This is a genomic window from Burkholderia sp. BCC1998, assembly GCF_905339875.1.
In the GTDB taxonomy this organism is placed as follows: domain Bacteria; phylum Pseudomonadota; class Gammaproteobacteria; order Burkholderiales; family Burkholderiaceae; genus Burkholderia.
Genome location: NZ_CAJPHE010000021.1, coordinates 85,464 through 102,477, shown reverse-complemented (window position 1 = coordinate 102,477; position 17,014 = coordinate 85,464). Strand labels below are relative to the sequence as shown.

The window sequence follows — 17,014 nt, the reverse complement described above, 5'->3', positions numbered from 1 at the left end:
CGCACGAAACGGCATGCGATGCGGCACACGACGTGACGTACGCGCGAGGCATGCGCGACACGACGCAGGCAAGCAGGCAATCCACAACAAAACGACGACAGGTCTGGAGACGACATGAAACGAATTTCGCCAACGGCACTCATCTGCTCAGGATTCCTCTGTTATTCGAGTGCTTTCGCGCAAACATCGGTCACGCTATACGGCGTCGCCGACGCCGGCCTCGACTACGTGAGCCAGGTGCAGGCCGGCAACGGCACCACCGCGTCGCGGCTGCGAGCGCAAAGCAGCGACTGGGGCGCGAGCCGGTTCGGGCTGCTCGGCCAGGAAGACATCGGCGGCGGCTATCGCGTGATCTTCAATCTCGAATCGGGCATCAACCTGATGTCGGGCATCGCGGGCGACGGCAACAACCGCCTGTTCAGCCGCAAGGCGCTCGTCGGCGCGCGCAACGACCGGCTCGGCACGCTGACGTTCGGCCGCAACCTGTTCATCGCGAACGATCAGTGGGACATGGATCCGCTGCTGCAGCAAGCCTATTCCGCGACCGCGCTGGTGCGCAGCCGCAACGTGCCGATCACCAGCAACAACGTCGAATACCGGTCACCGTCGTGGAACGGCTTCAGCGTGCACGCGCAGTACGCGCTCGGCAACCAGGCAGGCGGCTTCAATCTCGGCGCGGCGCACGAGTATGGTCGCAGCGACGGCATTCAGCTCACGTACCGCAACGACTTCGTGATGCTGCGCGCGATGTACGACGAGCTGCGCGACGCGAACGGCCGGATGAGCAACGTGTTCACGAGCTCGCGCGAGGTCTTCGCCGGTGCGAACCTCTATTGGCGCGCGCTGACGTTGCAGGCCGCGTACACGCACCTGAACGCGCCCGACACGCCTGCCGGCCTCGCGCGCAATGCCGATCACTACTGGATCGGCGCGCAGTATCGCGTGACGCCCGCGCTATCGCTCGGCGGCGCCGCGTACTACGTGCACGTCGGATCGGGGGCCGGCGACGCGACGCACGATCCGTCCGGCCACGCGTCGATGTTCGCGCTCGGCGGCGCCTACAGCCTGTCGAAGCGCACGCTGCTCTACGCGACCGTCGCGCACGTGCGCAACGCGAGCGGCTCGAATTTCTCGGTCGCGAACAACAACCCCGGCACGGACAACGACAACCTCGCGAATCCGCTGCCGGGCCGTTCGCAGACCGGCGTGAACATCGGCATCAATCACTCGTTCTGACGAGCGCGACGGTGCGCGGCCGACGTGAGCCATGCAGCGTCCCACGCAACGGAATCACCAGGAGAAAGGAGCACACCATGATCGAATTCGCCTTGTTCGGTGCGGGAAGAATCGGGAAGATCCACGCGGCGAATCTGGCGCGCCACCCGGGCGCGAAACTCAAGTACGTGATCGACCACCATGCGCCATCGGCCGAAGCACTCGCGCAGGCACACGGCGCGCAGGTCACCGACCTCGAACGCGCGCTCGGCGACCCGTCCGTGCAGGCCGTCGTGATCGCATCGAGCACCGATACGCACGCGGACCTGATCGTCGCGGCGGCGAACGCGGGCAAGGCCGTGTTCTGCGAGAAGCCGGTCGACCTGAGCGTCGCACGCTCGCGCGAATGCGCGGAGGTCGTGCGCCGCCGCGGCGTCACCTGCATGATCGGCTTCCAGCGCCGCTTCGATCCGACCTTCGCCGCGCTGAAGGCGCGCGTCGAGCGCGGCGAGATCGGCACCCCGGAAATGCTGGTCGTCACGAGCCGCGACCCCGGCGCGCCGCCCGTCGAGTACCTCCGCAGCTCGGGCGGCATCTTCAAGGACATGCTGATCCACGACTTCGACGTGTTCCGCTGGATCCTCGGCGACGAAGCGCAGACGCTGCACGCAACCGGCAGTTGCCTGACCGACCCGGCCGTGCGCGACGCCGGCGACATCGATTCGACCGCCGTGACGATCCGCACGCGGCGCGGCCTGCTGTGCCAGATCAACACGTCGCGCCGCGCGGCTTACGGCTACGACCAGCGCTTCGAGCTGCTCGGCAGCAACGGGATGCTGCAGGCCGGCAACGTGCGTCCGACCGAAGTGAGCGCATGGTCGGCGAACGGCATCGCCACCGACGTGCCGGAGCCGTTCTTCCTCGAGCGCTACCGGCACGCGTACGCGGCCGAGATCGCGCACTTCGTCGACGCGCTGCGCGACGGCACGCCGGTCAGGACGACGATCGACGACGGGCTCGCCGCGCTCGAGCTGGCGGAAGCCGCGATGACGTCGTGGCAGACGGGGCGCGTAGTCGAGGTGTGACGCACGCGACGGCGGCCGGCGGCAGCGCACCGCCGCCGTGCGGCGGGTGCCGGGCCGGATCCGCTACGCCGGATCGGCCCGGCCGCAGCGGCGGCGGCAGCGCGCCGAACGGCGCACGGCGCAGCCGCGAAAGCACGTATCATGGCGGCATGATCGGCGTCGCCGACACCCCGCTTCTTCACCATCATGCTCGATCACCTTATCTGCGACTGCGACGGCGTGCTCGTCGACAGCGAAGTCATTGCCGACCGCGTGCTGCTCGAAACGCTGTCCGCCACCTTCCCGCACCTCGATTTCGAAGCCGCCGCGAAGTCCGCGTTCGGCCAGCAGACGTCGCGCTTTCTCGCGGGGCTCGAAGCGCATTTCGGCATCCGGATGCCGGACAACTTCATCGAGACCGTCGAGCGCAACATCGAAACCGGTCTCGCGCAATCGCTCGCGCCGATCACCGGCGTGCGCGACGCGTTGCTGAGGGTCGGCCTGCCGGCCGCGGTGGTGTCGAACAGCCGGCTCGTGCGCGTGCGCAGCTCGCTGAAGCGCGCGTCGCTCACCGAAATCTTCGGCGAGCGCGTGTTCAGCTCCGAGCAGGTCGCGCGGCCGAAGCCCTACCCCGACGTGTACCTGCATGCGGCGCGCACGCTCGGCGTCGCGCCGGCGCGCTGCATCGTCGTCGAGGACAGCGTGTCGGGCCTGAACGCCGCGCGCGCGGCGGGCATGAAGACGATCGCGTTCGTCGGCGCGAGCCACATCCCCGACAACTACGCGGACGCGCTGCGCGCGATGGGCATCACGCGGATCATGCGCAGGATGGATGAACTGCCGGCGCTCGTCGCGGCCGGCCTGCGCGGCGAATTCGGCGACGTGCAGTCCTGACCGACCGCCGCGCCGAAGCGACATCACCGGCGTGCGGCTCGCTGCGCACGCCGTACCGCGGGCGCCACGGTGCGCCCGCCATGCCGGCCCTCAGGCCGGCTCGCAGCAGCGCTCGCGCGCGGCCGCCAGCGCTTCGCGGAATTCGACGAGTTCCGCGATCGTCAGCATCGGCAGCCCGTGCTGCTGCGCGAAACGCTCGACGTCGTCGCCGCGCGTCATCGTGCCGTCGGGATTCATCAGCTCGCACAGCACGCCCGCCGGCTTCAGCCCCGCGAGGATCGACAGGTCGACCGTGCCTTCGGTGTGGCCGCGGCGCGCCAGCACGCCGCCCGGTTGCGCGCGCAACGGAAACACGTGGCCGGGGCGCACGATGTCGTACGGCTTCGCATCGTCGGCGATCGCCGCGCGGATCGTCGTCACGCGGTCGGCCGCGGACACGCCGGTATGCACGCCTTCGCGCGCCTCGATCGACACGGTGAACGCGGTGCCGTTGCGGCTCTCGTTGGTCTGCACCATCGGCGGCAGCTCGAGCGCGCGGACCTTGTCGTCGGTCAGGCACAGGCACACGATGCCGCTGCACTCGCGGATCAGGAGCGCCATCGTCTCGGGCGTGATGCGTTCGGCGGCGACGATCAGGTCGGCCTCGTTTTCACGGTCGTGATCGTCCTGCAACACGACCGCGCGGCCCGCGCGCAACGCGTCGAGCGCGGCGGCGATGCGCGGCGGCACCGGTTCGGAATCCAGCAACGGGAGATCGGCAAAGGCGTCGGCAGGTGCCGACGAAACGGACTTGAAGGACATGTGAAACGCTCCTCGCGATTACGATTTGGGCGAAAAACGTTTCAGGGCATTGCAAACAGACAGAACGACAACCCGCTTCGCACGGACGGCAAAGCGGCCCTGACGGACATGACTATCTGCACATCTTCTCTCATCCGGACTATGACCGTCGGCTCTGGCATTCGACCAGATCTGCTGACCCCGCGCGGATGCGCGGGCGCTCGCGGGCTCGCCGGCTTTCGCCAGCCTACCGCCGGTGGGGAATTTCGCCCCGCCCTGAAGACGCACTGATTACCGGCCCGGGGGTCTCCCCGTGGAACGGCCGGCCAAGCATACATCAGCTGCGCGCACCGCGCAGCGAACCACACCTAAAACCTTACTGACGACGCCGTCTAACGGCATCGTCCGAACGGCCGACGCCGGGCCTGCGCGCGCGCCGATGGAACCGGCGCCGGCCGGGCAACCCGCCCGCGCGCTCAGCCGGCCGCGTGCGCGGCGTCGGGCACGAGCCAGCGCGGCGGCACCTCGGGGCTCACCGTCACGCGGAACGCGCGCGCCTCGCTGTCGCCGGGATTGCGCAGGCTGTACGGCTGGTCGGCGTCGAACACGATCGCGTCGCCGGTCGCGAGCAACTGGCGGCGATCGTGCACGCTGACTTCGAGCGTGCCCTCGCTGACGACCAGGTTGACCGTCGTGCCGGGCGCGCGGCGCGTGCCGGGCTCCGTGTGCAGCGGCGCGATCCGCAGCTCGTGGAACTCGGCCGCGGCCGGCTCGCCTTCCGGATACAGCGCGCGCGCCGAGAAGCGGCCGTTCGAGCTGACGACGCGCGCCGCGCGCTCGGCCGCCAGGTGCTCGAAGCCGTTCACCGCGTGACGGCGCAGGAATGCGGCGACCGACACCTTGAGCGCCGCGGCGATCTTGCAGAGCACCTTGATCGACGGCACGCTGCGCGCGGATTCGATCTGCGCGAGCATCGCGCGCGACACGCCGGACAGCCGCGCGAGCGCATCGAGCGACAGCTGCCGCTCGGCGCGCAGGCGCGCGAGGTTCACGCCGACGACCTGCTCGAGGACGTCGAGCGACGCGGACGTCCGCGCGTCGACGGCATTGCCGGATTCGAAGGAAGACACGTCGCGCACCAGCGCAAGGGGTGAAGACATAGCATGGCCTCCGGGCCGCCGCGCGGCCCTGCGAATGGGGTAAGCCTGAATCGGAATCGGGTTGCGCCACGAACGGCGCGTATCGAGACGCTATCACCCGGCCCCGACCCGGCAAACGAAGTTATCTTCACACCGTTATCAGCATCGCGGAGGAATGCGTTTCTCGCGAACCTTTTCCTGTCGCCATAGCGCCGGCGCACCGCCGCCCGATGCACCATCAATGCGCGGCCGGTGCGGCACCGCGCGCCGGCGCGCGCGCATCGAGCCGCATCGCGAGCCACGTGACGACGAGCGCCGCGAACGTCACCGCGACGGCGACCCACGGCAGCGCGTCGAGCGCGAAGCCGTGCCCCAGCGCGAGGCCGCCGAGCCACGCGCCGGCCGCATTGCCGACGTTGAACGCGCCGATGTTCAGCGTCGACGCGAGATGCGGCGCGCTCGCGGCCTTCTCGACGACGCGCGCCTGCAGCGGCGGCACCGTCGCGAACGCGGCGATCCCCCATACGAACACGGTCACCGCGGCCGCGACCGGCAGGTGGCTCGTCTTCGCGAACACGGCCATCACCGCCATCAGCGCGACCAGGATCGCGATCAGCGACGGCATCAGCGCGCGATCGGCGAGCTTGCCGCCGAGCGTGTTGCCGACCGTCAGCCCCGCGCCAAACAGCACGAGGATCAACGCGACCGCGCGCGGCGAATAACCGGTGACGGTTTCGAGGATCGGCGCGATATACGTGAACACGACGAACACGCCGCCGAAACCGAGCACGGTCATCAGCAGCGCGAGCCAGACCTGCGGCTCCTTCAGCACGCGCACTTCGTGGCCGAGGCCGACGGGCCCGCTGTCGTGGCGGTTCGGCACCAGCAGCGCGACGCCGCCGAGCGACAGCACGCCGAGCGCGGCGACGATCCAGAACGACGCGCGCCAGCCGAGCAGCTGGCCGACGAACGTGCCGAACGGCACGCCGAGCACGTTCGACAGCGTGAGGCCCGTGAACATCAGCGCGATCGCGCTCGCGCGCTTGTCGGCCGGCACGAGCGACGCGGCGACCACGGCGCCGATCCCGAAGAACGAGCCGTGCGCGAACGACGTGACGACACGCGCGACCATCAGCATCGCGTAGCCGGACGCGGTCGCGCACAGCACGTTGCCGACGATGAAGATCGCCATCAGCAGCTGCAGCGCGGCCTTGCGCGGCATGCGGCTCGTCAGCACCGCGAGCAGCGGCGCGCCGGCCGCGACGCCGAGCGCGTAGCCGGTGACCAGCAGCCCGGCCGACGGCAGCGACACGGCGAGGTCGTGCGCGACTTCGGGCAACAGGCCCATGATGATGAATTCGGTGGTGCCGATGGCGAAGGCGCTGATCGCGAGCGCCAGGAGCGGAATGGGCATGACGTTCTCCGAAAGGGCGGCGGGCGCGGCGCCCGGTCGGTGCCGCACCGCACAAAAGGCGGGATCTGCGCGCATTGTCCCGAATACGCCTATCTTTGATAATTGGCGTGGCATTTGAACCATTTTCAAAAATCTCTGGAAAATCCGATGGATCGACTGGGCGACATCCGGCTGTTCGTCGAGGCGGCCGAACTGGGCAGCCTGTCCGCGGCCGGGCGCAAGCTGAACCTCACGCCGGCCGCCGCGAGCGCGCGCCTCGCGAAGCTCGAGGCGAAGGTCGCGACGCGGCTGTTCGAGCGCTCCACGCGGCAACTGCGGCTCACCGACGAAGGCCGGCTCTACCTGAACTGCTGCCGGCAGGCGCTGCAGGCGCTCGACGACGCGCACGCGCTGCTGCAGGAAGGCCGCAACGTGGTGGCCGGCAAGGTGCGGCTGTCGTCGACGTCCGATTTCGGCCGCAACCAGCTGCTCGACTGGCTCGACGAATTCACCACGCTGCATCCGGGCGTCACGTTCTCGCTGACGGCGTCCGATTCGGCGTCGAACCTGTGGCAGGACGAGATCGACCTCGCGATCCGCTTCGCCGCCCCGCCCGACGGCGCGTTGATCGCGCGCCGGCTCGCCGCGAACCGGCGCGTGCTGTGCGCGGCGCCCTCGTTCGTCGAGCGCCACGGCGTGCCGGCCGATCCGCACGATCTGGCCCGCTTTCCCTGCAACGTGATCACGATCGCGTCGGGCCCGATGAACACGTGGCGCTTCACGCGCGGCGACGAGGTGCAGACCCACACGGTGCCGGTATCGACCGCGTTCGAGACCAACGACGGCGGCTTGACCCGCGAATGGACGCTGCGCGGCCACGGCATCGCGCTGAAGTCGCTGTGGGACATCGCCGACGACGTGCGCGCCGGCCGGCTGCGCGTGCTGCTGCCCGACTGGCGGCACCAGGACGCGCCGCTGCACGCGATCTATCACAGCAAGCGCTACATGGCGCCGCGCGTGCGCGTGCTGCTCGACTTCCTCGCCGAGCGCTTCGCGCGCGAGGAAGCGGCGCTGGACGACCTGCTGAACGCGTGCCGCTGACGGCTGCCGCGCCGTCATATCAGGGTCGGAATGCAACGAAAGGCGTCGCGCGGCCGCAACCCGCCGCCCGCCCGGCACGGCGCGTAAAGCTATAATGGAAGGCTTTCCCGACGGCTTTTCACGCGTTCACGCGTTGCGCGAGAGGCTCGCCCGACGCGCGCTGCGCGCCCCGGTCCGCCACGCGGCACCGGCACGCGCCGCTGCATCGCAGCAGCCGTCCCGATTCACCCTTGACGACGCCCCCAGGTCAACCACTGCGAACGGCGAATCCCCATGACGAAGAAAGTTTACGTAAAGACCTTCGGCTGCCAGATGAACGAGTACGACTCGGACAAGATGGTGGACGTGCTCAATGCGGCCGAAGGCCTCGAAAAGACCGATACCCCGGAAGACGCGGACATCATCCTGTTCAACACGTGCTCGGTGCGTGAGAAGGCGCAGGAAAAGGTGTTCTCCGATCTCGGCCGCGTGCGCGAGCTGAAGGAAGCGAAGCCGGGCCTGCTGATCGGCGTCGGCGGCTGCGTCGCCAGCCAGGAAGGCGCGTCGATCGTGTCGCGCGCGCCGTACGTCGACCTCGTGTTCGGCCCGCAAACCTTGCACCGCCTGCCGCAGATGATCGACGCGCGCCGCGAGAGCGGCCGCGCGCAGGTCGACATCTCGTTCCCGGAAATCGAGAAGTTCGACCACCTGCCGCCCGCGCGCGTCGAGGGGCCGAGCGCGTTCGTGTCGATCATGGAAGGCTGCTCGAAGTACTGCAGCTACTGCGTCGTGCCGTACACGCGCGGCGATGAAGTGTCGCGCCCGCTCGACGACGTGCTGACCGAAGTGGCCGGCCTCGCCGACCAGGGCGTGCGCGAAGTCACGCTGCTCGGCCAGAACGTGAACGCCTACCGCGGCGCGCTTGCGGCCGGCTCGTCCGAAATCGCCGATTTCGCGACGCTGATCGAATACGTCGCCGACATCCCCGGCATCGAGCGGATCCGCTACACGACGTCGCATCCGAAGGAATTCACGCAGCGCCTGATCGACACCTACGCGAAGGTGCCGAAGCTCGTGAGCCATCTGCATCTGCCGGTCCAGCACGGCTCCGACCGCATCCTGATGGCGATGAAGCGCGGCTACACGGTGCTCGAATACAAGTCGGTGATCCGCAAGCTGCGCGCGATCCGCCCCGACCTGTCGCTGTCGACCGACATGATCGTCGGCTTCCCCGGCGAGACCGAGGACGATTTCGACAAGATGATGGCGCTCGTGCACGAGATGAGCTACGACACCAGCTTCTCGTTCATCTATAGCCCGCGCCCCGGCACGCCGGCCGCGAACCTGCACGACGACACGCCGCGCGAGGTCAAGCTCAAACGCCTGCAACATCTGCAGGCGACCATCGAGGAAAACGTCGCGCGCATCAGCCAGTCGATGGTCGGGAAGGTCGAGCGGATCCTCGTCGAGGGCCCGTCGCGCAAGGATCCGAACGAACTGTCGGGCCGCACCGAGAACAACCGGGTCGTGAATTTCCCGGCGCCGCTCGCGTCGCACCCGCGCCTGATCGGCCAGATGATCGACGTGAAGATCAACCATGCGTACCCGCACTCGCTGCGCGGCGAGCTGCTGCTCGTGAGCGACGACGCGAGCGCGGCCACCCACTGACCGACTGACGTTCCACAGGAGCCCGACGCTACTTTGAAGACCGTCCAAGCACTGGAATTCACCGCGCCGCGCGACGACAACGCGCGCCTCGCCAACCTCTGCGGCCCGCTCGACGAGAACCTGCGGCAGATCGAACAGGCGCTCGACGTCACGCTCGCGCGGCGCGGCCACCGGATCACGATCCGCGGCCGCGGCGCGAAGCTCGCGCTCGCGGCACTCGAGAACTTCTACAACCGCGCGCGCGATCCGCTGTCGGTCGACGATATCCAGCTCGCGCTGGTCGAAGTGCGTCACACGTCCGGCAACGGCCGCCAGGACACGCTCGACGTGCGCTTTCGCGGCGATCCGGACCATCCGTTCGACGAGCCCGTCGTGCAGCTCGACGATGAAATGCCGGACGAAGAACCCGCGCCGAAGCTCTACACGCGGCGCGCCGACCTGCGCGGCCGCACGCCCGCGCAGCGCGAATACCTGAAGCAGATCCTGCAGCACGACGTGACGTTCGGCATCGGGCCGGCCGGCACCGGCAAGACCTACCTCGCGGTCGCGTGCGCGGTCGACGCACTCGAGCGCGACCAGGTCAAGCGGATCGTGCTGACGCGCCCGGCCGTCGAGGCCGGCGAGCGGCTCGGCTTCCTGCCGGGCGATCTCGCGCAGAAGGTCGACCCGTACCTGCGGCCGCTGTACGACGCGCTGTACGACCTGCTCGGCTTCGACAAGACCGCGAAGATGTTCGAGCGCCAGATGATCGAGATCGCGCCGCTCGCGTACATGCGCGGCCGCACGCTGAACCACGCGTTCATCATCCTCGACGAGGCGCAGAACACGACGCCCGAGCAGATGAAGATGTTCCTCACGCGGATCGGCTTCGGCTCGAAGGCCGTCGTCACCGGCGACACCAGCCAGGTCGACCTGCCGCGCGGGCACAAGAGCGGCCTCGTCGAGGCGCAGCAGGTGCTCGGCGGCGTGCGCGGCATCGCGCTCACGCGCTTCACGAGCGCCGACGTCGTGCGCCATCCGCTCGTCGCGCGCATCGTCGAGGCGTACGACGACTTCCACGCGCAGCACAAGGACGCGTAGGAAGCCGGCGGCGCCCGCGCGCCGCACCGGCCACCGGCCCCAGCCCGGCCCGCCCGACGGCGCGCCGGGCATTTTTTCGCCTGCGCGCGGCCGGTTCGAATTCGGGAGCGATCGGCCGTTTGGTGTATCCTCAACGCGTTCCAATCGCCGCACCCGTCATGAAATCTTCCCGTTCTCGCAAGTCCGGGCGCGACCAGTCCGCCGCGCCCGATTCCCCCCGTCTTGCGCTGTTCGATGCGAAGGGCAAGGCCCGGACCGTCAACGCGCAAGGGCTTCGAATCGACTTCCCGGACGGCCGCAGCCTGATGTTCGACCTGTCGGGCAGCTCCGGCGAGGCGGCCGTCGCGATCGTCGCGCAGCACAACGATCCGGCGATGCGCGCGAAGCTCGCGCTGCAGCCCGAGCACTACGACAGCGTGACGCTGCACGTGGGTGCCGAACCCGCGCCGCGCGACGAGGAAATCGCGGAAATGGCGGACGAGCTGCGCGAGCTGGAGCTCGACCTGTCCGTGCAGTACGGCGACGAGATCACCGCCGACATCCGCAAGACGCTGCCGAAGCGCAAGCTGATCGCCGAATGGCTCGAGCCTGCGCTGTTCGCGAACGCGCAGCTCACCGTGCGCTTCGTCGGCGAGGAAGAAGGCCGCACGCTGAACGCCGGCTACCGCCACAAGGACTACCCGACCAACGTGCTGACCTTCGCGTACGACCCAGCGCCCGACGGCACCGTGATCGGCGACCTCGTGCTGTGCTGCCCGGTCGTCGAAAAGGAAGCGCACGAACAGGGCAAGCCGCTCATCGCCCATTACGCGCACCTGCTGGTGCACGGCGCGCTGCACGCGCAGGGCTACGATCACGAGACGAGCGACGAGGACGCCGCCGAAATGGAAGCGCTCGAAGTCGACATCCTCGCGAAGCTGGGCTTCCCGAACCCGTACCAGTAAACGCCGTCCGCACCATGCACCACGCCGCGATGCTGCCGCCCGCCTACCCGCCGTCGATCGGCGAGGGACGGCTGCTGACGGAAGACGAACTCGCGGCGTCGCTCGCGCACACGATGCGCGACTGGGACGGCCGGCAGGATCTCTGGCTGTTCGGCTATGGCTCGCTGATCTGGAACCCCGGGCTGCCGACCGTCGCCGCCGTGCGCGGCAAGGTGCACGGCTACCATCGCGGGCTCTACCTGTGGTCGCGCGTGAACCGCGGCACGCCCGAACGTCCGGGCCTCGTGCTCGCGCTCGATCGCGGCGGCTCGTGCTCGGGCATCGCGTTCCGGCTCGCGGGCCCGACCGCTCAGCCGCATCTCGAGACGTTGTGGAAACGCGAGATGCCGATGGGGTCGTACCGGCCCGCGTGGCTGCCGTGCACGCTCGAGACCGGCGAACGCGTGAACGCGCTGGCATTCGTGATGCGCCGCGACGTGCCCACCTACACCGGCAAGCTGACCGACCCCGTCGTGAAGGAAGTGTTCAGCTGCGCGGCCGGCCGCTACGGTACGACGCTCGACTACGTGAGCCGCACCGTGGACGCGCTGCGCGCGAGCGGCATCCCCGACCGCGCGCTGGAAGGGCTGCTCGCGCGATGCCGGTGATGTCCGACCGGCCGGCTTGCGCGACGCCGGCCGCCGCCCCCGTGCATTCGAAGGAGAATCCGCGCCGATGAACCCGTCACGCAGATCGCGCGTCATGCTGGCCGCGCTGCTCGTCGCCACGAGCGTCGCGCTGTCCGGCTGCGGCATGTTCGGTTGCGGCGGCGCCGCGACCAACGGCGCGGCCGCCGGCGGCTGTTCCGCCGGCATGCGCTTCTGAGGGTCCGGGCGCCCGCCCGGCCCGCCCGGCCCGCGACGAAATGCCGCCGACGCCGACCGGCCGGCCGGTCGCCTCCGCTTTTTTTGCCGCCGTGCCCCGCCGCCCCTTTCTGAGATAGGATGGATACACAGGACGGCGTCGCGCCCGGCGCGGCCGTTCCCGAGCGGGGCTCGTGCGCGCCGCCTGCCCCTGGCCGGACGGCCGGTGTGACACGGCCGCGCCATGCCCTTGGTGTATCCTTGCCTACTCCGTGACCGCGCGCCCCGGCATGACCCGGGCGCACCACCATGAACGATTCGTATCCCAGTCGTAAGCTCACCGACAAACCGCAAGAAAAGCGCTCGCTGCTCGAGCGCCTGACCGACTTCATCTCGCCCGAGCCGGAATCCCGGTCCGAGCTGCTGGAAATCCTCCAGGACGCCCACGAACGCAACCTGATCGACGCCGATTCGCTGTCGATGATCGAAGGCGTGTTCCAGGTGTCCGACCTGTGCGCCCGCGACATCATGGTGCCGCGCGCGCAGATGGACGCGATCAACATCGCCGACAAGCCTGAAGACTTCATCCCGTTCGTCCTCGAGAAGGCGCACTCGCGCTACCCCGTGTACGAGGAGAACCGCGACAACGTGATCGGCGTGCTGCTCGCGAAGGACCTGCTGCGCTTCTACGCCGAAGAGGAATTCGACGTGCGCGGGATGCTGCGCCCCGCCGTGTTCATTCCCGAATCGAAGCGCCTGAACGTGCTGCTGCACGACTTCCGCGTGAACCGCAACCACCTCGCGATCGTCGTCGACGAATACGGCGGCGTCGCGGGCCTGATCACGATCGAGGACGTGCTCGAACAGATCGTCGGCGACATCGAGGACGAATACGACTTCGACGAGGAAGCCGGCAACATCATCTCGGGGCCGGACGGCCGCTTCCGCGTGCGCGCGCTCACCGAGATCGAACAGTTCAACGAGGCGTTCGGCACCGACTTCCCCGACGACGAGGTCGACACGATCGGCGGGCTGATCACCCATCATTTCGGCCGCGTGCCGCACCGCGGCGAGAAGCTGCAGCTCGGCAACCTCGTGTTCGAGATCCAGCGCGGCGATGCGCGCCAGGTCCACGTGCTGCTGGTGCGCCGCAACCCCCTCGCGAGCCGCCGCGCCGAAACCTCGCACGAGGACTGACCGTCTCGCGCCGGCCGCGTCTCCTTCAACCGCTCGCCCTCTTTCGCTTCACATGGACGATCCGATCCCGTCCCGCCCGGCTGGCGGTCTTCTCGCGCCGGCGCCCGGCCGCACGCTGCCGCGCTGGCACTATCCGGCCGCGCTGCTCGCCGGCGCGGCCAATACGCTCAGCTTCGCACCGACCCCGCACGGCGGCTGGCTCCAGCTCGTCGTATTCGTCTGGTTTTTCGCGCAGCTGACGCGCACGTCGAGCTGGCGCGGCGCCGCGCTCACCGGCGGCGCGTTCGGCTTCGGCAACTTCATCAGCGGCATCTGGTGGCTCTACATCAGCATGCACGTGTACGGCGAGATGGCCGCGCCGCTCGCGGGCGGCGCGCTGGTGCTGTTCTCGCTCTACCTGTCGCTGTACCCGGCATTCTCGGCGGGGCTCTGGTCGTTTTGCGCGGGCCATGCATGGCATCGCCGCGAACCCGATCCGCGGCCGTTCTCGCCGACCTGGCACGGCGCGTTCGCGTTCGCGAGCGCCTGGGCGCTCGGCGAATGGCTGCGCGGCACCGTATTCACCGGCTTCCCGTGGCTCGCGAGCGGCTATCCGCAGGTCGACGGACCGTTCGCGGGCTTCGCGCCGGTCGTCGGCGTGTACGGCATCGCCTGGGTGCTCGCGCTGTTCGCCGCGCTGGTCGTGCAGGCGCTCGTCGCCGCGCGCCGGGCGCCCGCATCCGAACGCGGCGCCGCCGGCAACGCGCGCGTGCGCATCGCCGCGCCGGCCGGCATCGCCGTCGCGCTCGTCGCGGCCGGCATCGCGCTGTCGCAGGCCGCGTGGACCGTGCCCGCGAACGCGCCGCTCACGGTGCGGCTGCTCCAGGGCAACGTGAAGCAGGACATCAAGTTCGAGCAGGAAGGCATCGACGCGGCGATCAAGATGTACACGCAGATGATCGTCGAGAAACCGGCCGACCTGATCGTCACGCCGGAGACCGCGATCGCGGTGATGATCCAGGAACTGCCCGAACCGTTCGCCGTCGCGATCCGCAAGTTCAGCGACACGACCGGCTCGGCCGTGCTGTTCGGCGCGGTCGGCGCATCGGTCACGCCGGACGGCCACTACGTCGACTACACGAACAGCCTGTACGGCGTAACGCCGCACTCGCGCGACATCTATCACTACGACAAGCACCATCTCGTGCCCTTCGGCGAGTTCATCCCGTGGGGCTTCCGGTGGTTCGTCGACCTGATGAAGATGCCGCTCGGCGACTTCGCGCGCGGCGCGCCGGTGCAGAAGCCGTTCCTCGTGCACAACCAGCCGGTGATGGCCGACATCTGCTACGAGGACTTGTTCGGCGAGGAAATCGCCGCGACGATCCGCGACAATCGGCAGCCGCCCGGCGTGCTCGTCAACGTGACGAACCTCGCGTGGTTCGGCGACACGATCGCGCTCGACCAGCACCTGCAGATCGCGCGGATGCGCGCGCTCGAAACGGGCCGGCCGATGCTGCGCTCGACCAATACCGGGATGACCGCCGCGATCGACGCGCGCGGCCGCGTGCTCGGCCAGCTCAAGCCGTTTACGATCGGCTCGCTCGACGTGCGGATCGAAGGCACGAGCGGCTTCACGCCGTACGTGACGAGCGGCAACAACATCGTGCTCGCGGTGTCGCTGGTGCTGCTCGCGTTCGGCTTCACGTTCGGGCCGGGCCTGCGCCGCGGCAACGGCGCGAAGGCCGGCGGCGACCGCAACGCCTGACGCATCGGGCGGCCGGCGCGCGCGGCGCGGCGCGGCGCAGCCGCCGCCGTCGATGCGGCATGCCGACCGCCCCGCCCGCCGACGTTCGGCGCACGAGGCCGAGTCCGCACGACACCCCGGCAAGCCGCATGCAGGAAGCAACGACGCGCGACGTCGCGCCGGCCAGCCGTTCAGGCCGGCCGCTGCGCGGCCGCGGCCAGGCCGCGCAGATCCCGCGCGAGCGCTTCCAGCACCGGCGCCCATGCGCCGAACGTCGGCTGCCGGTACAGCGTCGCGGTCGGATACCACGGGCTGTCGGTGCGCTCGAGCAGCCATGGCCAGTGCGGATTCACGTCGAGCAGCACCCAGGTGCGTGCGCCGAGCGCGCCCGACAGGTGCGCGACCGACGTGCACACCGTGATCACCAGATCCAGCGCGCCGATGAACGCGGCCGTATCGTCGAAACTCTCGAGTTCGCCGGTGAAGTCCTCGATCGCGAAACCGGCCGCGCGCGCCGCGGCGACATCCGCGTCCGCGCCCGGCTGCAGCGAGTAAAACGCGACGCCGTCGACACCGCGCAACGCATCGGCATAACGCTCGAGCCCGACGCGCCGCAACGGATTGCGCTGGTGCCCCGCGCTGCCCGTCCATACGAGCCCGACCTTCAGCCGGCCATCGCCCGCGAGCCGCGCTCGCCATGCGTCGCGGGCACGCGGATCGGCATGCAGGTACGGCACCGCCGCGCCGAGCGTCGACGTCTCCATCCCGAGCATCAACGGCAGGCCGATCAGCGGCACTTCGTAGTCGAATGCCGGCAGCGCGTCGACGCCGCCGCCCGCGCTGAACGCATCCGCGTGCGCGCCGAGGCTGCGCCGCATCAGCGTGCCCACCTGCGGAAACGTGTTCCACGCGAGCCGGCCGCCCTCGCGGTGCACGCGCTCGGCGAGCGGCGCGACGAAGCGCGCGAACTGCAGCACGTCGCCGAGCCCCTGCTCGCCCCAGACGAGCAGCGTCTTGCCCGCGAGCGGCTCGCCGTGCCAGCGCGGGCCGGGCAGCACCGGCCGGCGGCCGCGCAGCTCGCCGGCACCGTCCCAGCGCGCCTCGTGGCCGCGCCAGCCGGCCGCGTAGTTGCCGCGCACGAGCTGGATGATCGCGAGGTTGAAACGGAACGACGCATCGTCGGGCGCCAGCTCGCACGCGCGCGCCGCATGACGCTCGGCGTCGTCCCAGCGCTGCGCCTCCTTCATCGCCATCGCGATGTTGTTCTGCGCGAGCGCATTGTCGGGCGCGATCTCCGCGAGCCGCGCCGCGCACGCGAGCGCGCCGTCGAGGTCCTGCGTCGCGAGCCGCGCGACGACCAGGTTGGTCCACACCTGCACGTCGTGCGGGTCGGCCGCCACGGCCGCGTCGAGCAGCGCGATTTCTTCGTTGCGGTCGCCGCCCGACAGCCGCAGCGCGATCGCCAGGTTGTTGCGCAGCGACGGCCAGCCCGGATCGAGCGCATAGGCGGCGCGGTACGACGCGACGGCGTCAGCGTGACGGCCGAGCATCTGCAGCGCATAGCCATGATTGAAACTCGCGCCGGCGCCCGGATGCACGCGCAGCGCGCATTCGGCCAGCGCGAGCGCGTCGGCGCCACGCTGCCGTGCGACGAGCGCCGCGGTAAGCTGCGCGAGCGCGGCCATGTCGACGGCGTGCAGATGGCCGGCGGCGGCGAGCCAGAGCGCATGCGCGTCGCGCTCGCCGCGCGCGTGCGCGTCGGCGGCCTGCCCGAGCAGCGCAAGCAGCGGCGGCATCAGCGGAATGAGGAGGTCGTTCGAATCGTCCATGCGGTCCGGAGTGGGCAATCGGTCGCGCGGCAGGCGTCGCGCGCGCCGCAATACGCGCATCTTAACGCCCGCGCAAAGCGGCGCGGCAGGCGGAGCGAGCAGCGCATCGCGACACCGCGCGCGAGCGCACCGCGCGCATCGACGACCCGCGCACGGGCTGCGCACG

The 17,014-nt window shown here is 69.7% G+C and carries 15 protein-coding genes and 1 riboswitch; of the genes, 11 read left to right on the top strand and 4 right to left on the bottom strand.

What is annotated here, in order from left to right; all coding sequences use genetic code 11:
* Positions 1-114: 114 nt before the first annotated feature.
* The 3 genes from U5A56_RS29115 (at position 115) to U5A56_RS29105 (ending at position 3,173) form a co-directional block, all read left to right on the top strand.
* On the top strand, positions 115-1,236 hold the full coding sequence (locus tag U5A56_RS29115) for a porin (RefSeq protein ID WP_124579964.1): 1,122 nt from the start codon (positions 115-117) through the stop codon (positions 1,234-1,236).
* A gap of 77 nt (positions 1,237-1,313) precedes the next feature.
* A complete protein-coding gene (gene iolG / locus U5A56_RS29110; protein WP_321925872.1) occupies positions 1,314-2,300 on the top strand; it encodes an inositol 2-dehydrogenase in 987 nt (328 codons plus the stop codon).
* Positions 2,301-2,486: 186 nt separating this feature from the next.
* A complete protein-coding gene (locus tag U5A56_RS29105) occupies positions 2,487-3,173 on the top strand; it encodes an HAD family hydrolase (RefSeq protein ID WP_044846797.1) in 687 nt (228 codons plus the stop codon).
* A gap of 90 nt (positions 3,174-3,263) precedes the next feature.
* Here U5A56_RS29105 and ribB read toward each other — a convergent pair whose 3' ends face one another.
* The 3 genes from ribB to U5A56_RS29090 form a co-directional block, all read right to left on the bottom strand.
* Positions 3,264-3,974 carry a 3,4-dihydroxy-2-butanone-4-phosphate synthase gene (gene ribB, locus U5A56_RS29100; protein WP_124488632.1) on the bottom strand — a complete coding sequence of 237 codons (711 nt, stop codon included), beginning with the start codon at positions 3,972-3,974 and terminating at the stop codon, positions 3,264-3,266.
* A 118-nt stretch (positions 3,975-4,092) separates the two neighbouring features.
* Positions 4,093-4,241, bottom strand: a riboswitch (FMN riboswitch).
* Between the two features lie 188 nt (positions 4,242-4,429).
* Positions 4,430-5,113, bottom strand: coding sequence for a helix-turn-helix domain-containing protein (locus U5A56_RS29095; protein ID WP_044846799.1), 684 nt, complete (start codon positions 5,111-5,113; stop codon positions 4,430-4,432).
* A 217-nt stretch (positions 5,114-5,330) separates the two neighbouring features.
* Positions 5,331-6,506, bottom strand: a complete 1,176-nt coding sequence (locus U5A56_RS29090) for an MFS transporter (protein WP_124488631.1) — start codon at positions 6,504-6,506, stop codon at positions 5,331-5,333.
* Positions 6,507-6,653: 147 nt separating this feature from the next.
* On the opposite strand from U5A56_RS29090, the gene U5A56_RS29085 reads away from it, so the two are divergent.
* From U5A56_RS29085 to lnt, 8 genes are all read left to right on the top strand, one after another.
* Positions 6,654-7,586, top strand: a complete 933-nt coding sequence (locus tag U5A56_RS29085) for a LysR family transcriptional regulator (RefSeq protein WP_044846801.1) — start codon at positions 6,654-6,656, stop codon at positions 7,584-7,586.
* Between the two features lie 273 nt (positions 7,587-7,859).
* Positions 7,860-9,233 (top strand): tRNA (N6-isopentenyl adenosine(37)-C2)-methylthiotransferase MiaB, encoded by a 1,374-nt coding sequence (miaB, locus tag U5A56_RS29080; protein ID WP_321925869.1) that lies wholly within the window; start codon positions 7,860-7,862, stop codon positions 9,231-9,233.
* Positions 9,234-9,266: 33 nt separating this feature from the next.
* Positions 9,267-10,313 carry a PhoH family protein gene (locus U5A56_RS29075; RefSeq protein WP_044846803.1) on the top strand — a complete coding sequence of 349 codons (1,047 nt, stop codon included), beginning with the start codon at positions 9,267-9,269 and terminating at the stop codon, positions 10,311-10,313.
* A 158-nt stretch (positions 10,314-10,471) separates the two neighbouring features.
* Positions 10,472-11,257 carry an rRNA maturation RNase YbeY gene (ybeY, locus tag U5A56_RS29070; RefSeq protein ID WP_321925867.1) on the top strand — a complete coding sequence of 262 codons (786 nt, stop codon included), beginning with the start codon at positions 10,472-10,474 and terminating at the stop codon, positions 11,255-11,257.
* Between the two features lie 14 nt (positions 11,258-11,271).
* Positions 11,272-11,904: a gamma-glutamylcyclotransferase gene (locus U5A56_RS29065; RefSeq protein ID WP_044846805.1), complete on the top strand. Its 633-nt coding sequence runs from the start codon at positions 11,272-11,274 to the stop codon at positions 11,902-11,904.
* 94 nt (positions 11,905-11,998) lie between these two features.
* Positions 11,999-12,121: a hypothetical protein gene (locus U5A56_RS29060; RefSeq protein WP_321820344.1), complete on the top strand. Its 123-nt coding sequence runs from the start codon at positions 11,999-12,001 to the stop codon at positions 12,119-12,121.
* 287 nt (positions 12,122-12,408) lie between these two features.
* The gene (locus tag U5A56_RS29055; protein ID WP_044846806.1) at positions 12,409-13,296 is read left to right on the top strand and encodes an HlyC/CorC family transporter; all 888 of its coding nucleotides are present in this window, start codon (positions 12,409-12,411) and stop codon (positions 13,294-13,296) included.
* Positions 13,297-13,348: 52 nt separating this feature from the next.
* Positions 13,349-15,040 carry an apolipoprotein N-acyltransferase gene (gene lnt / locus U5A56_RS29050; protein ID WP_321925865.1) on the top strand — a complete coding sequence of 564 codons (1,692 nt, stop codon included), beginning with the start codon at positions 13,349-13,351 and terminating at the stop codon, positions 15,038-15,040.
* A 170-nt stretch (positions 15,041-15,210) separates the two neighbouring features.
* On the opposite strand, the gene U5A56_RS29045 is transcribed toward lnt, so the two are convergent.
* Positions 15,211-16,848: a tetratricopeptide repeat protein gene (locus U5A56_RS29045; protein WP_321925863.1), complete on the bottom strand. Its 1,638-nt coding sequence runs from the start codon at positions 16,846-16,848 to the stop codon at positions 15,211-15,213.
* Between the last annotated feature and the right edge of the window lie 166 nt (positions 16,849-17,014).

Bases quoted from the DNA above. Each gene is read 5' to 3' on its own strand.
- U5A56_RS29115 (WP_124579964.1), top strand. From the start codon at position 115: ATGAAACGAATTTCGCCAACGGCACTCATCTGCTCAGGATTCCTCTGT.
- iolG (WP_321925872.1), top strand. From the start codon at position 1,314: ATGATCGAATTCGCCTTGTTCGGTGCGGGAAGAATCGGGAAGATCCAC.
- U5A56_RS29105 (WP_044846797.1), top strand. From the start codon at position 2,487: ATGCTCGATCACCTTATCTGCGACTGCGACGGCGTGCTCGTCGACAGC.
- ribB (WP_124488632.1), bottom strand. From the start codon at position 3,974: ATGTCCTTCAAGTCCGTTTCGTCGGCACCTGCCGACGCCTTTGCCGAT.
- U5A56_RS29095 (WP_044846799.1), bottom strand. From the start codon at position 5,113: ATGTCTTCACCCCTTGCGCTGGTGCGCGACGTGTCTTCCTTCGAATCC.
- U5A56_RS29090 (WP_124488631.1), bottom strand. From the start codon at position 6,506: ATGCCCATTCCGCTCCTGGCGCTCGCGATCAGCGCCTTCGCCATCGGC.
- U5A56_RS29085 (WP_044846801.1), top strand. From the start codon at position 6,654: ATGGATCGACTGGGCGACATCCGGCTGTTCGTCGAGGCGGCCGAACTG.
- miaB (WP_321925869.1), top strand. From the start codon at position 7,860: ATGACGAAGAAAGTTTACGTAAAGACCTTCGGCTGCCAGATGAACGAG.
- ybeY (WP_321925867.1), top strand. From the start codon at position 10,472: ATGAAATCTTCCCGTTCTCGCAAGTCCGGGCGCGACCAGTCCGCCGCG.
- U5A56_RS29065 (WP_044846805.1), top strand. From the start codon at position 11,272: ATGCACCACGCCGCGATGCTGCCGCCCGCCTACCCGCCGTCGATCGGC.
- U5A56_RS29060 (WP_321820344.1), top strand. From the start codon at position 11,999: ATGCTGGCCGCGCTGCTCGTCGCCACGAGCGTCGCGCTGTCCGGCTGC.
- U5A56_RS29055 (WP_044846806.1), top strand. From the start codon at position 12,409: ATGAACGATTCGTATCCCAGTCGTAAGCTCACCGACAAACCGCAAGAA.
- lnt (WP_321925865.1), top strand. From the start codon at position 13,349: ATGGACGATCCGATCCCGTCCCGCCCGGCTGGCGGTCTTCTCGCGCCG.
- U5A56_RS29045 (WP_321925863.1), bottom strand. From the start codon at position 16,848: ATGGACGATTCGAACGACCTCCTCATTCCGCTGATGCCGCCGCTGCTT.